12 protein-coding genes and 2 tRNA genes are annotated in these 15,593 nt (G+C 71.1%); 10 read left to right on the forward strand and 4 right to left on the reverse strand.

Going from position 1 to position 15,593, the window contains the following annotated elements; genetic code table 11:
* Positions 1-12: 12 nt before the first annotated feature.
* Together NOCJ54_RS30525 and NOCJ54_RS0113135 are read right to left on the reverse strand one after the other, a co-directional pair.
* Entirely contained in the window at positions 13-1,833 is a 1,821-nt protein-coding gene (locus tag NOCJ54_RS30525; protein WP_157514897.1) for a DUF7507 domain-containing protein, read from the reverse strand.
* A gap of 120 nt (positions 1,834-1,953) precedes the next feature.
* On the reverse strand, positions 1,954-2,547 hold the full coding sequence (locus NOCJ54_RS0113135; protein ID WP_157514898.1) for a class F sortase: 594 nt from the start codon (positions 2,545-2,547) through the stop codon (positions 1,954-1,956).
* A gap of 403 nt (positions 2,548-2,950) precedes the next feature.
* Between NOCJ54_RS0113135 and gyrB the strand changes: the two genes are divergently transcribed.
* The 6 genes from gyrB (at position 2,951) to NOCJ54_RS0113165 (ending at position 8,783) form a co-directional block, all read left to right on the forward strand.
* A complete protein-coding gene (gene gyrB / locus NOCJ54_RS0113140; protein WP_051485816.1) occupies positions 2,951-5,047 on the forward strand; it encodes a DNA topoisomerase (ATP-hydrolyzing) subunit B in 2,097 nt (698 codons plus the stop codon).
* A gap of 51 nt (positions 5,048-5,098) precedes the next feature.
* Positions 5,099-7,792, forward strand: a complete 2,694-nt coding sequence (gyrA, locus tag NOCJ54_RS25720) for a DNA gyrase subunit A (RefSeq protein WP_051485817.1) — start codon at positions 5,099-5,101, stop codon at positions 7,790-7,792.
* Positions 7,792-8,298, forward strand: a complete 507-nt coding sequence (locus NOCJ54_RS0113150) for a DUF3566 domain-containing protein (RefSeq protein ID WP_028655863.1) — start codon at positions 7,792-7,794, stop codon at positions 8,296-8,298. The genes gyrA and NOCJ54_RS0113150 overlap by 1 nt, the downstream gene beginning before the upstream one ends.
* A 120-nt stretch (positions 8,299-8,418) precedes the next feature.
* A tRNA-Ile gene (locus NOCJ54_RS0113155) sits at positions 8,419-8,492 on the forward strand.
* Between the two features lie 61 nt (positions 8,493-8,553).
* Positions 8,554-8,679 carry a DLW-39 family protein gene (locus NOCJ54_RS30315; RefSeq protein ID WP_222430621.1) on the forward strand — a complete coding sequence of 42 codons (126 nt, stop codon included), beginning with the start codon at positions 8,554-8,556 and terminating at the stop codon, positions 8,677-8,679.
* A gap of 31 nt (positions 8,680-8,710) precedes the next feature.
* Positions 8,711-8,783 (forward strand) — tRNA-Ala (locus NOCJ54_RS0113165).
* Positions 8,784-9,105: 322 nt separating this feature from the next.
* Here the strand turns inward: NOCJ54_RS0113165 and NOCJ54_RS29930 are convergent.
* Complete coding sequence (locus NOCJ54_RS29930; RefSeq protein WP_198020216.1) at positions 9,106-10,017, reverse strand: nuclease-related domain-containing protein; 912 nt, start codon at positions 10,015-10,017, stop codon at positions 9,106-9,108.
* 122 nt (positions 10,018-10,139) lie between these two features.
* On the opposite strand from NOCJ54_RS29930, the gene NOCJ54_RS0113175 reads away from it, so the two are divergent.
* Positions 10,140-11,600, forward strand: coding sequence for a plasmid pRiA4b ORF-3 family protein (locus tag NOCJ54_RS0113175; RefSeq protein WP_028655865.1), 1,461 nt, complete (start codon positions 10,140-10,142; stop codon positions 11,598-11,600).
* An 11-nt stretch (positions 11,601-11,611) separates the two neighbouring features.
* On the opposite strand, the gene NOCJ54_RS0113180 is transcribed toward NOCJ54_RS0113175, so the two are convergent.
* Positions 11,612-12,085, reverse strand: a complete 474-nt coding sequence (locus NOCJ54_RS0113180; protein ID WP_028655866.1) for a UPF0158 family protein — start codon at positions 12,083-12,085, stop codon at positions 11,612-11,614.
* Between the two features lie 213 nt (positions 12,086-12,298).
* Between NOCJ54_RS0113180 and egtB the strand changes: the two genes are divergently transcribed.
* From egtB to NOCJ54_RS0113195, 3 genes are read left to right on the forward strand one after another with little or no spacing between them, the layout of a single operon-like run.
* The gene (gene egtB / locus NOCJ54_RS0113185) at positions 12,299-13,606 is read left to right on the forward strand and encodes an ergothioneine biosynthesis protein EgtB (protein WP_051485818.1); all 1,308 of its coding nucleotides are present in this window, start codon (positions 12,299-12,301) and stop codon (positions 13,604-13,606) included.
* Positions 13,603-14,574: an L-histidine N(alpha)-methyltransferase gene (gene egtD / locus NOCJ54_RS0113190; protein ID WP_028655868.1), complete on the forward strand. Its 972-nt coding sequence runs from the start codon at positions 13,603-13,605 to the stop codon at positions 14,572-14,574. Before egtB ends, egtD begins: the two co-directional genes overlap by 4 nt.
* A 31-nt stretch (positions 14,575-14,605) precedes the next feature.
* A complete protein-coding gene (locus tag NOCJ54_RS0113195; protein ID WP_157514899.1) occupies positions 14,606-15,589 on the forward strand; it encodes a hypothetical protein in 984 nt (327 codons plus the stop codon).
* Positions 15,590-15,593 lie beyond the last annotated feature (4 nt).

Below are 15,593 nucleotides of genomic sequence, written 5' to 3' on the forward strand. Positions count from 1 at the left end.
ACGGGGACGGGGTCAGGACCGGGGAGCGACCCGGGCACCCGTGGCGGGGACGCCGGGCAGCGGCGGCCGGGCGGTGACCCGGGCCGTCGAGGGTGCTGACTCGACCAGGCGCCCGCTCGGGGTCCGGCCGCGGACCGTGGCGGTGTTGTCGATGCGGCCACGGTTCAGGTCCGCGCGGGTGACCCGGTAGGTCGCCGTGCAGACGATGACCTGCTGCGGTGCCAGGCCGCTCTGCGCCGCCCTGGGACACGTCGGCCGGAGCGTGCCGCGACCGGAGAACGCGCCTTCGACGATCCGGATCGGCTTCAGCTCGATGTTCCCGGTGTTGCGCACCCGGAAGGTGTAGGTGACCTTCTGGCCGACCCGGGTGACCTTCGTTCTGCTCGCCTTCTTCACGAGGCGGAGACCGGGCTTCGCCGACTTCACCACCGCCGATGCGGTGTTGTTGTCCTGGTTGCCGCGGTCGGTCACGCTCACGGTGTTCTTGATCGCGTAGGGCTCGGTGTAGGTCTGGCGGTAGCGCACGGTGAGCTGCTCGCGCACGTCCAGGCCCCGCACACCGAGCTCCCCGACCGGCTGCGAGCAGTCGAGGACACCGGTGGCGATCACCTCGCCGACCGCCACGTCGCAGGTGAACGGTGCGCCCTTGCTCGACCGCACGCTGAGGAGGGTGGCGCCCGTCGCCTTCGGGTCGGTGATGGTGACGGTGTCGCCCAGGCCCATCCGCTCGGCGCCGTTGTTGGTCACGACGACCTTGAAGGTCACGGGGACGCCCGGCTCGAAGACCTTCGAGCCGGCCGACTTCGCCACGGTCAGGTCGTAGGTGCACGGCTCCCAGTCGAGCTGCGCGGTGCCGTTGCGGCCGCCACCGTTGGGCGCGAGCGCCTCGCCCGAGTCGGGTGCGGGTGCGATGAACGAGGCGCCGGTGTCAGCCGTGGCGAAGTAGCTGGAGCCGCCTCCGCCACCGCCACCGATGATGCCGCCGTTGACACCGCTCACGTCGCCGACCGTGGACGCGCCGCCGCCACCGCCGGTGTAGCCGGCACCGCCGCCGCCGCCCTGGTCGGCCGAGGCGTCGGTACCGCCGGTCCCTCCGTTGCGGCCGACACCCGCCAGCCCGCTGAGGGCTGCGTCGTTGGGGTGGACCCCGCCGGCGCCGGGCAGGCTGGTCCCGCCGCCGGCTCCGCCGCCGGGGGCACCGGGGGCGGAGTCGTCATTGCCGGCGGCGCCTTCCTGGCCGGCCCACACGCCGGGCCCTTCGACGACGCCCGCGTGACCACCCCCGCCGGCATCCGGGTTGTGCCCGCCGCCCGACCCGCCGCCTCCGCCGGCGAGGGCGACCTCCGTGCCGTTGATGGCGAAGCTGGTGTAGCCGCCACCGCCGGCGCCACGGTGCGTACCGGGACCGCCCTCACCGCCCTGGTCGTCGCCGGAGACGCCGCCGGGACCGCCGCTGCTCCCGCCCGTTCCGACGACCAGGTCGAGGACGTCGGTCGGTGCGACGGGGATGCGGAAGGAGATCCGGGCGCCCTGGCCACCTCCGACCTGGTCCGGGTCGTCCTCGCCGGGGTTCTCGTCGTCCTCGGCACCCGAGACGGCGGTGCCGCCGTTGGCGCCCTCGATCGTGACGACCGCGGCACAGGCGCCGGGGGCGGCGCCCAGGCGGTGGACGCCGGGTCCCAGCGTGGTGGTCTCGGCCTCGGGGGCCGGGTCGGCCAGCGCGGCCGGGACGCCGAGGGGTGCGATGACCAGTGCGCCGGCCGCGAGCGCGGCGACGCCGGCGATGCGCACCGGGGACAGCGGTCCTGTGGGTCTTGTCGTCGAGAAGTTCATGGCCGGGAGTTTCCTCAGGCCGCTCGGGGGGTGTCCCGGACTTCGCCGGCGTGAGGACGGATTCACCCCTGTACGGGGGTCAGGCCAGGCCGCGGCGTACCCCTGTCCGGGGGACGCCGGTCACCGCGCGCCGACAGGGCTGGCGTACCAGACCGTGCGGTGGGTCCAGCGTCCCGGCCCCAGGCGCCTGCCGGAGCACACCACGACCACCAGCTGCTCGGGCCCCCACGAGCGGAACGTGCGGGCCCGTGGCACCGCGTCGGCGCGGTACTGGCGGCGTTCGGTGACGCGGTAGCAGGCGCGCAGGGCGCCGTCGTGATTGCGCAGGACCAGGCGCGCGCCCACCCGGGTCCGGCGCAGGAGCGCGTTGCCGAGGGCCGATCCGTCCGGCCAGGTGTGGGCCACGAGCACCACCGAGCCCCGCCCGCTGCCCGGCCGGGTCTGGTCGTCCCAGCCGGCGAGCCACTTGCCTGCGCGGGTGCGCGGCGGCGTCCCGATCGCGCCGCTCCTGGTGCGCGGCACACGGACGACGCGCACAGCCCGGGCCGGGGCGGACAGCCGCAACCGAGCCGGCCGGAAGGCGCGAGCCGGTCTGGTGCAGGTCCCGGTGCTCGTCGCGCTCGTCAGGGCGAGGGCCGCCGGTGCGGCCGCGGGGACCGGGACAGGGCCTGGCGTGGTGGCCAGTGCCACCAGCGTGCCCGCCACCAGGGTCACCGCCAGCACGGTGACCGCTGCCCGGCGAGCAAGGTGGGGGCCGCCGGGGCCGGTCGCCGACCTGTGTCGTTCACTGTGCACAGCCGGACGGTAGCCAGCGGGGGAGCGCGTGCGGTCCGCGATGGAGCGAGCCGTGCCCGATTGCCCCCTGAACGGGGGCCCTGGTGTGCCGCCCGATCGCGGGCGCCGCCGTACCCGCCCCCATCGGCCCCCCTGCTCGGCGCTCCGATCGGCGTTTGCGGGTCTTGTGCGGCGTGTTTTCGGCAGGGGACGTCCCCCCGCGGGGCCCGGGTACGTGTCCTGGGGCCCTGAACGGGATAGAATGGGTTCCTGGCCGGGACTGCGCCTCCGCGGCGCCTGACTCGGCCTTCGCCATGCCATCGGCAGTGGCGGACACACCCCGATGCAGAACAGAGGTCACCGCGTGTCGACAGACGACTTGGTCCCCGAGTACGACGCCTCCGCGATCCAGGTCCTCGAGGGACTCGAAGCGGTCCGCAAGCGCCCCGGCATGTACATCGGCTCGACCGGCGAGCGCGGCCTGCACCACCTCATCTGGGAGATCGTGGACAACGCGGTCGACGAGTCGCTCGCGGGCTACTGCGACACCATCAACGTGACCTTCAACGACGACGGCTCGGTCAGCGTGGAGGACAACGGGCGCGGCATCCCGACCGACACCGCGCCGGGCCAGGACCTGCCGGCCGCGACGCTGGCGCTGACGGTGCTGCACGCCGGCGGCAAGTTCGGCGGTGGCGGCTACAAGGTGTCCGGCGGCCTGCACGGCGTCGGCTCGTCGGTCGTGAACGCGCTGTCGACCCACCTGCGGATGGAGATCAAGAACCGCGGCCGGGTCTGGGAGCAGGAGTTCACCAAGGGCGTCCCGGACTACGACCTGCGCGAGGTCCGCCCGATGGAGGACGGCGAGCGCACGGGCACGACCATCACCTGGTGGGCCTCGCCCGAGGTCTTCGAGACCACCGAGTACAACCTCGAGACGGTCTCCGCCCGCTTCCGCGAGATGGCCTTCCTCAACAAGGGCCTCAAGATCGTCCTGCGTGACGCCCGGCCCAAGGCCGAGCAGGTCCTCGAGGCCGTCGAGGACGGCACCTCCGAGCTGAGCCAGGACACCCAGGAGCGCTTCCGCTCCGGCGAGATCCACGCCGTCGAGGGTGCCGACCACAAGGTCCTCGAGCAGGTCTTCCAGTTCGAGCGCGGCCTGGCCGACTACGTCGACTTCCTCAACCAGCGCAAGCAGCCGATCTCCCCGATCATCCCGTTCGAGGCCGAGACCGGTGCCGACGCGCCGAACTCGATGAGCCTCGAGGTCGCCATGCAGTGGCAGGCGTCGTCGTACAACGAGTCGGTCCACACCTTCGCCAACAACATCAACACCCCCGAGGGCGGCACGCACGAGGAGGGCTTCCGGGCGGCGCTCACCTCGCTGATCAACCGCTGGGGCGAGGAGTGGGGCCTGATCAAGAAGAAGGAGGACAGGCTCACCGGTGACGACATCCGTGAGGGCCTGACCGCCATCATCAGCCTCAAGATCTCCGAGCCGCAGTTCGAGGGCCAGACCAAGGCCAAGCTCGGCAACACCGAGGCCAAGGGCTTCGTGCAGTCGGTCGTCAACGACCAGCTCGGCGACTGGCTGGAGAAGAACCCGACCGAGGGCAAGGAGATCATCCGCAAGGCGCAGGCCGCGGCGACCGCGCGCATCGCGGCCCGCAAGGCGCGCGACCTCGCCCGCAACCGCAAGGGCCTGCTCGGCGGCGGCGGCCTGCCGGGCAAGCTGCGCGACTGCAGCTCGCGCGACCCGGAGGAGTGCGAGGTCTTCATCGTCGAGGGTGACTCCGCCGGCGGCTCGGCGGTCATGGGCCGCGACAACCGGATCCAGGCGATCCTCCCGATCCGCGGCAAGATCCTCAACGTCGAGAAGGCCCGCATCGACAAGGTCCTGGCCAACCAGGAGGTCCAGGCGATCATCTCCGCACTGGGCACCGGCGTGCACGAGGAGTTCGACCTCGACAAGCTGCGCTACCACAAGATCGTGCTCATGGCCGACGCGGACGTCGACGGCCACCACATCAACACCCTGCTGCTGACCCTGCTCTTCCGGTTCATGCGCCCGCTGATCGAGGCTGGCCACGTCTACCTCGCCCAGCCGCCGCTCTACCGGATCAAGTGGAACAAGCCGGCCGAGCACGAGTACGTCTACTCCGACGCCGAGCGCGACGCCGTCATGCGTGACGGCCTCGAGCAGGGCAAGAAGCTCCCCAAGGAAGCTCCGATCCAGCGCTACAAGGGTCTGGGCGAGATGAACGCCGACGAGCTGTGGGAGACCACCCTCGACCCCGACCAGCGCGTGCTGCTGCAGGTGACCCTGGAGGACGCGGCGCAGGCCGACGAGATCTTCTCGATCCTCATGGGCGAGGACGTCGAGCAGCGCCGCTCCTTCATCCAGCGCAACGCCAAGGACGTCCGATTCCTCGATATCTAGGTCTCTAGCAACTTTCCTAGACATCGTTAGAACGAACCAGAGAGAGCAATCGTGAGCGAGACCCCCACCGAGGAGTTCCCGGGCTACGGCGGCCGGCGCATCCGCCCCGTCGACCTGCAGGAGTCGATGAAGCGCTCCTACATCGACTACGCGATGGCCGTCATCGTCGGCCGCGCCCTGCCCGACGTCCGCGACGGCCTCAAGCCGGTGCACCGGCGCGTGCTCTACGCGATGTACGACGGCGGCTACCGCCCCGACCGCGGCTTCAACAAGTGTGCGCGCGTCGTCGGCGACGTCATGGGTAACTACCACCCCCACGGCGACTCGGCGATCTACGACACCCTGGTCCGCCTCGCCCAGCCGTGGGTGATGCGCAACCCGCTCGTCGACGGCCAGGGCAACTTCGGCTCGCCGGGCAACGACCCCGCCGCGGCCATGCGGTACACCGAGTGCCGGATGGCGCCGCTGGCCATGGAGATGGTCCGCGACATCGACCGCGAGACGGTCGACATGACGCCGAACTACGACGGCAAGACCGAGGAGCCGACGATCCTGCCGGCCCGGTTCCCGAACCTGCTGGTCAACGGCTCGGCCGGCATCGCGGTCGGCATGGCGACCAACATCCCGCCGCACAACCTGCGCGAGGTCGCCGACGGCGCGATCTGGGCGCTCGAGCACCCCGACGCCACCCGCGAGGAGCTGCAGGACGCGCTCATCGAGCGGATCAAGGGCCCCGACTTCCCGAACGGCGCGCTCATCGTGGGCCGCGAGGGCATCGAGCAGGCCTACCGCACCGGCCGCGGCTCGATCACCCAGCGCGCGGTCATCGAGGTCGACGAGGACAAGTCGGGCCGCACCGTCCTGGTGATCACCGACCTGCCGTACATGGTCAACCCGGACAACCTGCTCATCAAGATCGCCGAGCTGGCCGACGCCGGCAAGGTGCAGGGCATCGCCGACGTCCGCAACGAGACGTCCTCGCGGGTGGGCCAGCGCATCGTGGTCGTGCTCAAGCGCGACGCTGTCGCCCGGGTCGTGCTCAACAACCTGCTCAAGCACACCGAGCTGCAGACCAACTTCTCCGCCAACATGCTGGCGCTGGTCGACGGCGTGCCGCGGACGCTGACCATCGACCAGTTCGTGACCAACTGGGTCGATCACCAGGTCGAGGTCATCCGCAGGCGGACCGAGTACCTCCTGCGCGAGGCCGAGGCCCGGGCCCACATCCTGCGCGGGCTCGTCAAGGCCCTCGACATGCTCGACGAGGTCATCGCCCTCATCCGGCGCTCGCCCGAGGTCGAGGACGCCCGCCGCGGCCTCATCGAGCTGCTCGACATCGACGAGCTGCAGGCCAACGCGATCCTCGACATGCAGCTGCGCCGCCTGGCGGCCCTCGAGCGGCAGAAGATCATCGACGAGCTCGCCAAGATCGAGGCCGAGATCGCCGACCTCAAGGACATCCTCGCCAACGTCAGCCGGCAGCGCCGGATCGTGGTCGAGGAGCTGCAGGGCATCGTCGAGAAGTACGGCGACGACCGTCGTACCCAGATCATCGCGGCCGCCGGCGACCTGTCGATGGAGGACCTGATCCCCGACGAGGACCAGGTCGTCTCGATCACCCGCGGTGGCTACGCCAAGCGGACCCGCGCCGACCAGTACCGCACCCAGAAGCGCGGCGGGAAGGGCGTGCGCGGCGCGACCCTGCGCGGCGACGACGTCGTGGACCACTTCATCTCCACGACCAGCCACCACTGGCTGCTGTTCTTCACCACCGCCGGGCGGGTCTACCGGACCAAGGTCTACAACCTGCCCGAGGCCGGCCGCGACGCGAAGGGCGGCCACGTCGCCGGCCTGCTGTCGTTCCAGCCGGACGAGGGGATCGCGCAGGTGCTGGCGATCCGCGACTACGAGCAGGCGCCCTACCTCGTCCTCGCGACGAAGAAGGGCCTGGTCAAGAAGACCCGCCTGGGCGACTACAACAGCCCGCGCCAGGCCGGCGTCATCGCGATCAACTTCAAGCACGACGACGACGAGCTGATCGGCGCCGAGCTGGTGGACAGCGAGGACGACATCCTGCTGATCTCCCGCAAGGGCCAGGCCCTGCGGTTCCGCGCCGATGACGACCAGCTGCGCCCGATGGGCCGCGCCACCGCCGGCGTCACGGGCATGAAGTTCCGCGACGGCGACTCGCTCCTGTCGATGTCGGTGGTCCGGGCCGGTGCGGAGAACCCGAACAACCCGCGCCAGTACGTCTTCACGATCACCGACGGCGGCTACGCCAAGCGCACCGAGCTCAAGCTCGACACCGACGGCCGCCCGACGTACCGCACCCAGACCCGTGGCGGCCTCGGCATCAAGGCGATGCAGCTGGAGAACGAGGAGCGCGGCGTGCTCGTCGGCGCGTTCATCGTCCAGGACGGCGACGAGGTCCTCTCGATCACCGCCAACGGCCAGGTCGTGCGCAGCCCGATCAACGACGACTTCCGGCCCACCGGACGCTCCACGCAGGGCGTGAAGTTCGTGTCCCCGAAGAAGGGCGACTCGGTCGCCGTCGTCGCCCGCTCGGTCGAGTCGAAGGACCCCGAGGAGGGCGAGGAGGGCTCGACGGAATCGCCCGATGAGGCCCCGGGTGCCACAATCGGAGGAACAGACGACGGGGCGGACGCCGCACAGCCCGGCAACGAGGCCGGCGAGGCGGGCACCGAGGCCGGTGGGGCGCCCGAACCCGGGGAGAGTGAGAGCTGATGACTGAGCGCGTCGAGGACACGACGGCGGTACGCCCGCCGCTGGAGGGGCCCATCGGCTCCCCGGTGACCCCGGCGCGCCCCGTCCAGGCCGGCCCCACGGTCAACCCGCCGGCGGGGGCGCCGCGTCCGCGCGCCCCCCGCCGGGCCCGGCTGCGGCTCACCCGCGTCGACCCCTGGTCGGTCATGAAGACCTCGTTCCTGCTCTCCATCGCCTTCGCGGTCGTCACCGTGGTCTCGGTCGCGATGGTCTGGCAGGTGCTCGGCGCCGCCGGCGTGTGGGAGTCGATCAACTCCACCATCCAGGAGAGCATCGGCGGCGAGGACGTCGCCGGCTTCCGGATCGAGGACTACGTCGGCACCAGCCGCGTGCTCGGGTTCACGATGCTCGTGGCCGCCATCGACGTCGTACTCATCACCGCGGCGGCGACCCTCATCGCCTTCCTCTACAACATGTCCGCCGCCCTGCTCGGCGGCATCGAGATCACGCTCGCCGAGGACGCCTGAGCGACGCTGTTCATTCACGGTGAATGAAGCAGCCTCGTTTTGTCGCTCCCGAACCTGCTCGGGTAAGGTTCCGTCTCGGCTTGCTGCCGCGGGGCTTCCACCCAGAGCGGCTCGCCACCCGGGCCTATAGCTCAGACGGTTAGAGCACCACACTGATAATGTGGGGGTCAGAGGTTCAAGTCCTCTTAGGCCCACCGGAAAGCCCCGGCCGCGACTCGCGGACCGGGGCTTCTTGGGAAGAACGGGAGTGTTGGCATGAAGAAGGTCCTCCTCGCGGCCCTCGCCGCAGTGGGCGTCGTCGTCGCCGGCAAGAAGCTCCAGGAGAGCAAGGCGGAGCAGGCCCTCTGGGCCGAGGCCACCGACAAGCTCCCGAAGAACTGAATCCCACCGGGGGTCCACCGACCCCCACCACGGGGCCTTGGCGCAATTGGTAGCGCACCTGCTTTGCAAGCAGGGGGTTAGGGGTTCGAGTCCCCTAGGCTCCACTCGACGAAACCGCAGGCCAGCCTGCGGTTTCTGGCGTTTCAAGAGCGGTCGGGTTTGTCGCTCTCACGACTGAGTTCAAGGATGCCGGGTGGGTGTGAGCCGACCTGTCGTTCGACGTGGACGCGCTCGCATCACCGTTCGTCATTGCGGCTGACAAGTGTTCGGTGTTCGGTAGTGACCGAACACCAAAGCCTGGGCGAGGACGCGTCGTCGCACAGGTGCGCTTCTTCGCCCTGACTCTTCTCCGGCGAGCCTGGGGAGTACGTCAGTCGGAACTCGACGATTCGATCAGTTCGGTGTCCCCCATGGACGCAGGGGTCATTACTGCCACGTGGTCGAGCGCCTCGCCACGTCGTAGATCGTGTCGACCTGGTCCGGGGTAAGTCGGTGCGGTTGCGACAGCAGGTGGTTGCAGACACGTCGGCGCATCACGACGACGACGGCGCCGTCCTTGGGTTGAGCGCGGATCCTGAAGCCCTTCTGGGCTCCCATCACCGCGACGATGCCGGTGGCGGTGACCGGAAAGCCGGCTTGCTCGGTGAGAAGTAGCCCTGCCCTCTGGGCCTCGTGCCGGCTGTTGCGGATGTAGGGCACTCGCTGCCCGTTGACCATGAAGGTGTCACCGCCCACCCAGATCGAGGCGTGGGGATGATGCTTGGCGTTGATGGTGAAGACCCCGGCTGGACCGACGACCACGTGATCGATGTCCGAGCCGCGTTCGCCGACGCGTATCGCGTGCAGGACCCGCCACGCCGGTCCGAGGGCGAGGAGCTGCGCGGCGACGGCCTCCTCGCCCTCGGCACCGATCCGCCACGCGCGCTCCTCGGTGCGTGCCCCCACCAGGCGGGAGAGCACGTACTTGAAGGGGCCCTGGGCCTCGCGCTCCGCCATCGCACGTTCGCGGGCAGCGGCGCCCGCGCGATTCGCGCTGAGGTCGTGCCAGGCGGGACGGGGAGGGGGAAGCGGTGCCGGCGGCGTTGGCGGCGGTGGCTCCACCGAGTGGTGGTGGAGGTCGAGTGGGTTCGGTGAGGACGGCGCTGGTGGCGCCGTCGGCGTTCGCGCCGCCAGGTGGTCAGCGATCGCCCGCTGCAGCAACGGCACGTTCGACAGGTCATCGGAGTGATGACGCCCGGTCTTCACGTCGTAGTAGCCCAGCGCCGTCCCGCCCGGCGTCTCGGCGTAGAGCCGCTCGTGGCCGTAACGCGCCCACCGGCGCACGATCCACTCGGTCACGTCGGCTCACCTCCTCGCTCACCGAGGGTCGCACTGGAGCGGCGATGCCGCAGACGAATCCGTAGTCACGTGGGCTGGGTGTCTTAGCTGAACGCCTGCAGCGCCGATGGTTGACTGTCGCCGTGGCCGACGAGACCGACGTCCAGCACCTCGTGAAGCAGCTGATGGCCGGCGCCCGTCCCGAGGAAGGCAAGGCGCTTCTCGATGCCTTGATGCACGGTCAGGTCACCACCATCTTCGAGAAGCTGAAGCGCGATGAACGGCCCGCGGTGCTGCCCGTCCCGGAGCGTGTGCGCGGGTTCCGTGTCCGGTTGGACCTGCACGGAGCCAAGCCGCCCGTCTGGCGCCGCCTCGAGCTACCCGGCGACCTGACGCTGCCGCAGGTGCACGTCGCGATCCAGGCCGCGATGGGCTGGTACGACTCCCACCTCCACCGTTTCCGTGTGAGCAAGGACCGCCGGTCGCCCTACTTCGCGACCGAGTTCGACCTCGACGAGGGTGACGAGGGGATGCCTGAGGCCGACGTACGCCTCGACCAGCTCCTCGCTGCGAAGGGCGACGAGCTCTGGTACGAGTACGACTTCGGTGACGGGTGGGACCACCAGCTGGTCGTCGAGGCGGTCCTGGATGAATCGCCCGCGACCGTGCGCTGCACCGCTGGGCGGATGGCCTGTCCGCCAGAGGACTGCGGCGGGATCTGGGGCTACGACGAGATCGCAGCCTGGGTGCGCAGCGGGTACGACGACACCCTCCTGCCGCGGTCGTTCGAGGACGCCGAGCACGGCCGGGACTGGCTGCCCGAGGGGTGGCACCCGGACCACTTCGACCTCGGCGAGGTGAACGAGTCGCTGGCGATCGCGACCACAGAACCGGTCGACGTCGGTGGCGAGCTGGCCGAGCTGGCCGACAGGTTGACGCGTCGTGGGCTCACGGCCCTGCGGGAGGTGCTCGGACGCCCGCTCTCCCACGGCCCCGTCGACCTCAGTGATGCTCAGGCCGCGAGCTCGACCGAGACCTACCGGACCTTCCTCGACATCATCGGCGACGGCGTCACGCTCACCGCCGCGGGCTACCTGCGGCCGGCCGTGGTCGAGGAGATCGCCACCCGGACCGGCATCGCCGAGTGGTGGATCGGCAAGGCCAACCGCGAGGACCTGACCCGCCCGGTCGCCGCGATCCGCGACACCGCCCGTGCCCTCGGTCTGGTCAGCGTCCGCAGCGGGCAGCTCACTCCGACCGCGGCTGCTCGCCGCTGCGCCGGCGACCCGCAGGCGCTGCTCGCCCACATCGTGGGCCGTCTACCGCTCGGCACCAAGGACTTCGATCGCCAGGCCGGGTGGATGGTCCTGGCGGTCGCAGGCAGCGGGACACCGGTCGAGCACTGGCACGACGAGACTGCGGACCTCCTCTACGACCTGGGATGGAGCCACGGTCGTGATCGGCTGTCCCCGCCTCCTCCGTGGAGTCCGACCTTCGAGGTGCTCGAGCAGCTGGCCGGCGCCGCCGGCGCTCGGTGGGGCGAGGTCAAGGGCACCGACCTCGCGGTCGCCGCGGTGGCACGTGCAGCGATCCGGCGGACCTGACCGTCGTCGAGTCAGGGAAGCTGGGCCTCGGGGTTGTCCCGCCAGAACCGTTGTGCGTCGTCGTCGTCGACGAGCCCCTCGTCGGCCAGCCAACGCACGGCCCGCACCATCGCGCGGCTGTCGCTGAAGGCACGCCACACCGGCACCAGGTCGGGATGACGTTGATGGAGCTCGTTCCCGAAGCGCCGGAAGGCGCCCCTGCCCTGGAGCGCGCGGCTCAGCCGCTCACCCGCCCTGCGGTCGCTGATTCGCTGGGCGAAGTCGACCATGTCCTGGTACCAGACGTACGACGGCAGCGGGTCGATGAGGACCAGGTGGTCCAGCTCGTCGATGTCGACCGGGTTCTCGCCGTCGACGCCGGTGTCGCTGGTCCAGAGCACGATCTCCCCGCTCTGCGGGTCGATCAACCACCGGTGGTCGTAGTCGGTCTGGTCGGCCAGCGATGATGCCAGCTCCTCGAGGTTGATCGCGTCCAGGTCGACCATCCGGGCAGCGTAGGCCGGCCGACGCTCGTTCCCCAAGGGGTTGTGGTTGGGGCCTCGCCTGAGCCTCCGAAGCCCGCGGGGCAAGGGTGTAAGTGGCCGCTTCCACAGCGTGCCGCGGACTTGTCCCTTGCATTGTCGGCGGGCCGCCCTAGGGTCGATTCCAGACGTCTTCGGCGACCGCAGGGTGCGGCCGCGGACGGCGAGGAGGCTCCCATGACCGCCACGCAGGACTCCCGGTGGACCGCTGACGCGCTGCTGGCGCGGTACGACGAGGTCAGGGCGCACACGGAGCGGCTCGCGGAGCCGTTGTCGCCGGAGGACCAGACCGTGCAGTCGATGCCGGACGTGTCGCCGACGAAGTGGCACCGGGCGCACGTGACGTGGTTCTTCGAGACGTTCGTGCTGGCGGAGAACGAGACCGGCTTCGCGCCGTACCAGGACCGGTACTGGTTCCTCTTCAACAGCTACTACGAGGCGGTCGGGCCGCGCTACAACCGGGCCGAGCGCGGGGTGATCAGCCGGCCGGGGGCGCACGACGTCGGGCTCTACCGGCGCAACGTCGACGACCGGGTGCGTGACCTCGTCGCGCGGCTCGACCAGGGCACGGTCGACAAGCTGGCGGACACGATCGAGCTCGGGTTCCACCACGAGCAGCAGCACCAGGAGCTGTTGCTGATGGACATCAAGCACGTGCTCTCGCTCAACCCCCTCCAGCCCGTGTACGCCGGCCGGCCAGTCCCCGAGGCGGAGCCGGACCAGCTGGGGTGGGTCGACGTGGAGGGTGGCCTGGTCGAGGTCGGCCACCGCGGCGACGGCTTCTCCTTCGACAACGAGCTCCCGCTGCACCAGGCCTGGCTCGAGCCCTACCGGCTCGCCGACCGGCTGGTCACCAACGGGGAGTGGCTGGAGTTCATGGCCGACGGCGGCTACCGGCGCCCGGAGCTGTGGCTCTCCGACGGCTGGGCGCAGGTGAAGGCCAACGGCTGGGAGGCGCCGTTCTACTGGACCGAGGTCGACGGCGTGTGGTTCGAGCACACGCTGCACGGCACCTTCCCGGTCAACCCCGGGCTGCCGGTCAGCCACGTGAGCCACTACGAGGCCGACGCCTTCGCGACCTGGGCGGGCAAGCGGCTGCCGACCGAGGCCGAGTGGGAGCACGCGGTGCGCACCGACACCGGCGACCCGGCCGACGTGGCGGACGGGCTGGTCGGCAACCTCGCCGACACCGAGACCTTCCACCCCCGCCCCGCAGGACCGGCGACCGGTCGGCTGCGCCAGGTCTACGGCGACTGCTGGGAGTGGACCTCGTCGGCGTACCTGCCCTACCCGGGCTTCCACCCCGCGGAGGGGGCGATCGGGGAGTACAACGGCAAGTTCATGTCCAACCAGATGGTGCTGCGCGGCGGGTGCGCGCTCACCCCGCCCGGCCACGCGCGCGCCAGCTACCGCAACTTCTTCCCACCCGGCGCGCGCTGGGCGCTCTCCGGGGTGCGCCTGGCCGACGGGGGAGAGCCCCGGTGAGCGAACCGCAGCTCAAGGTCCTGCTCGACCCCGACTGGGAGACCGGCAGCCTCGTCGACGACGTGCGCCGCGGGCTGCTGAGCCACCCGCGCACCCTCCCGCCCCGCTGGCTGTACGACGACCGCGGGTCCGCGCTGTTCGACCAGATCACCCGGCTGCCGGAGTACTACCCCTTCCTCGCCGAGCGCTCGATCCTCGAGCAGCACGCCGCCGACATCGCCGCCGCCAGCGGGGCGACCACGCTGGTCGAGCTGGGCAGCGGCACCAGCGAGAAGACCCGGCTGCTGCTCGACGCGTTCACCGCGAAGGGCCAGCTCACCCGGTTCACCCCCGTCGACGTCTCCGAGGGCACGCTCAGGGAAGCGGCGGCGCGGATCGCGGCGGCGTACCCCGGCGTCGAGGTGGTCGGCCTGGTCGGTGACTTCACCCTCCACCTCGGTCACCTGCCCAGCGGCGGGCGCCGGATGGTCGCGTTCCTCGGTGGCACGATCGGCAACCTCTACCGCGAGGAGCGCGCGGCGTTCCTCGGCGCGCTCGCCGACCTGCTCGAGCCGGGCGACTCGTTCCTGCTCGGCACCGACCTGGTCAAGAGCGCCGACCGGCTGATCGCCGCCTACGACGACTCCGCCGGCGTCACCGAAGCGTTCATCCGCAACGCGCTGACCGTGGTCAACCGCGAGCTCGGCGCCGACTTCGACCAGTCGGCCTTCTCCTACGTCCCGTTCTGGGACCCGCACATGGAGCGGATGGACCTGCGCCTGCGCGCCGAGGTGCCGCAGCGGGTCCGCCTGCCCGGCGCCGGGCTCGAGCTCGACCTCGCGATGGGGGAGGAGCTCCGGGTCGAGATCTCCACCAAGTTCCGGCCCGAGCGGCTCGCCGCCGAGCTCGAGGCGGCGGGCCTGGGGGTGGCGCAGGCGTGGACCGACGACGCCGGTGACTTCGCGCTCACCCTCGCGACGAAGGGCTGATCCCGCGCCGGCTCGTGGCAGACTCAGCGCCGTGAAGGGAGCCCGGGCCGGCCGCACGTGGCTGGGAGCGCTGGTCTGCGCGACGTTGGTGACAGGCCTCGCCGCCTGCAGCGACGACCCGGAGCCGGTCTACCAGGACGACACGGCGCCGCAGGCAGTCGTGCGCGAGTACGACGCCTCGCTGGAGCCGTCCGCCGCCGTGCTCTCACTGGTGCCGGCCGGCGCCACCTCCCTCACCGTCACCGACTTCGACCAGCTCCGCCTCGTGCTCGGCTTCGGCTCCCTCGACAGCGCCAGCCCGCCGGAGGAGCGCGAGACCTTCTGGCGCCGCGCCGGGCGGACCGCGACGCTCTCGCTCGGGCTGCTGCGCGACGTCGACGAGCAGCTGCGGGCCGACTTCGGCTTCAGCCGCGACGACGTCGCCTGGGAGGCGAGCTGGGAGGGCGAGCAGTCCGGCTGGGCGCTCGCGTTCCACGACTCGGTGCCCATGCGCGCGGTGCAGCGCGCCGTCCGGGCCGGTGTCGGCCCGCTCCGGGGTGCCGTCGTCGATGCCGACCGCCACCTCGTCACCTCCGCGCGGCCGCCCGCGGGCGACCAGTCGTGGGGCGCCGTGCCGGAGATGGCGGCGCTGACCGGCCGCGAGGCGATCTCGACCTTCGTCGACCGGTCCTGCCGCGACTTCGACGACGTCTTCGGCGACGGCATGGAGGCCAGCCTCGCCAAGGCCCCGAAGGCCGCGCTGCGGGCCATCGACGAGCTCGAGGCGTGGTCCGTCGCCCTCGGCGCCGAGCTCGTCACCGTCCAGCTCGGCCCGGACCGTGGCGACGCCTTCGACCGGGTCCGGCTCGCCGACGTGATGCCGCGGACCGACCCGGACTTCGGCACGGTCATGGACCGCGGCGTCGCGGATCCCTCCAGCGGCCGGCTCGGCTACACCCTGCGCGACCCGCGCGGTGCGGCCGAGCTGACGAAGGCCCGCCAGCTGCCCTTCGCGGTCTGCCGCTCCCTGGGCTGAACTC

The sequence above is a fragment of the Nocardioides sp. J54 genome, assembly GCF_000519005.1.
Classification (GTDB): domain Bacteria; phylum Actinomycetota; class Actinomycetes; order Propionibacteriales; family Nocardioidaceae; genus Nocardioides.

Bases quoted from the DNA above. Each gene is read 5' to 3' on its own strand.
- NOCJ54_RS0113180 (WP_028655866.1), bottom strand. From the start codon at position 12,085: ATGGTCGACCTGGACGCGATCAACCTCGAGGAGCTGGCATCATCGCTG.
- NOCJ54_RS0113150 (WP_028655863.1), top strand. From the start codon at position 7,792: ATGACTGAGCGCGTCGAGGACACGACGGCGGTACGCCCGCCGCTGGAG.
- NOCJ54_RS30315 (WP_222430621.1), top strand. From the start codon at position 8,554: ATGAAGAAGGTCCTCCTCGCGGCCCTCGCCGCAGTGGGCGTCGTCGTC.
- NOCJ54_RS30525 (WP_157514897.1), bottom strand. From the start codon at position 1,833: ATGAACTTCTCGACGACAAGACCCACAGGACCGCTGTCCCCGGTGCGC.
- gyrB (WP_051485816.1), top strand. From the start codon at position 2,951: ATGCAGAACAGAGGTCACCGCGTGTCGACAGACGACTTGGTCCCCGAG.
- egtB (WP_051485818.1), top strand. From the start codon at position 12,299: ATGACCGCCACGCAGGACTCCCGGTGGACCGCTGACGCGCTGCTGGCG.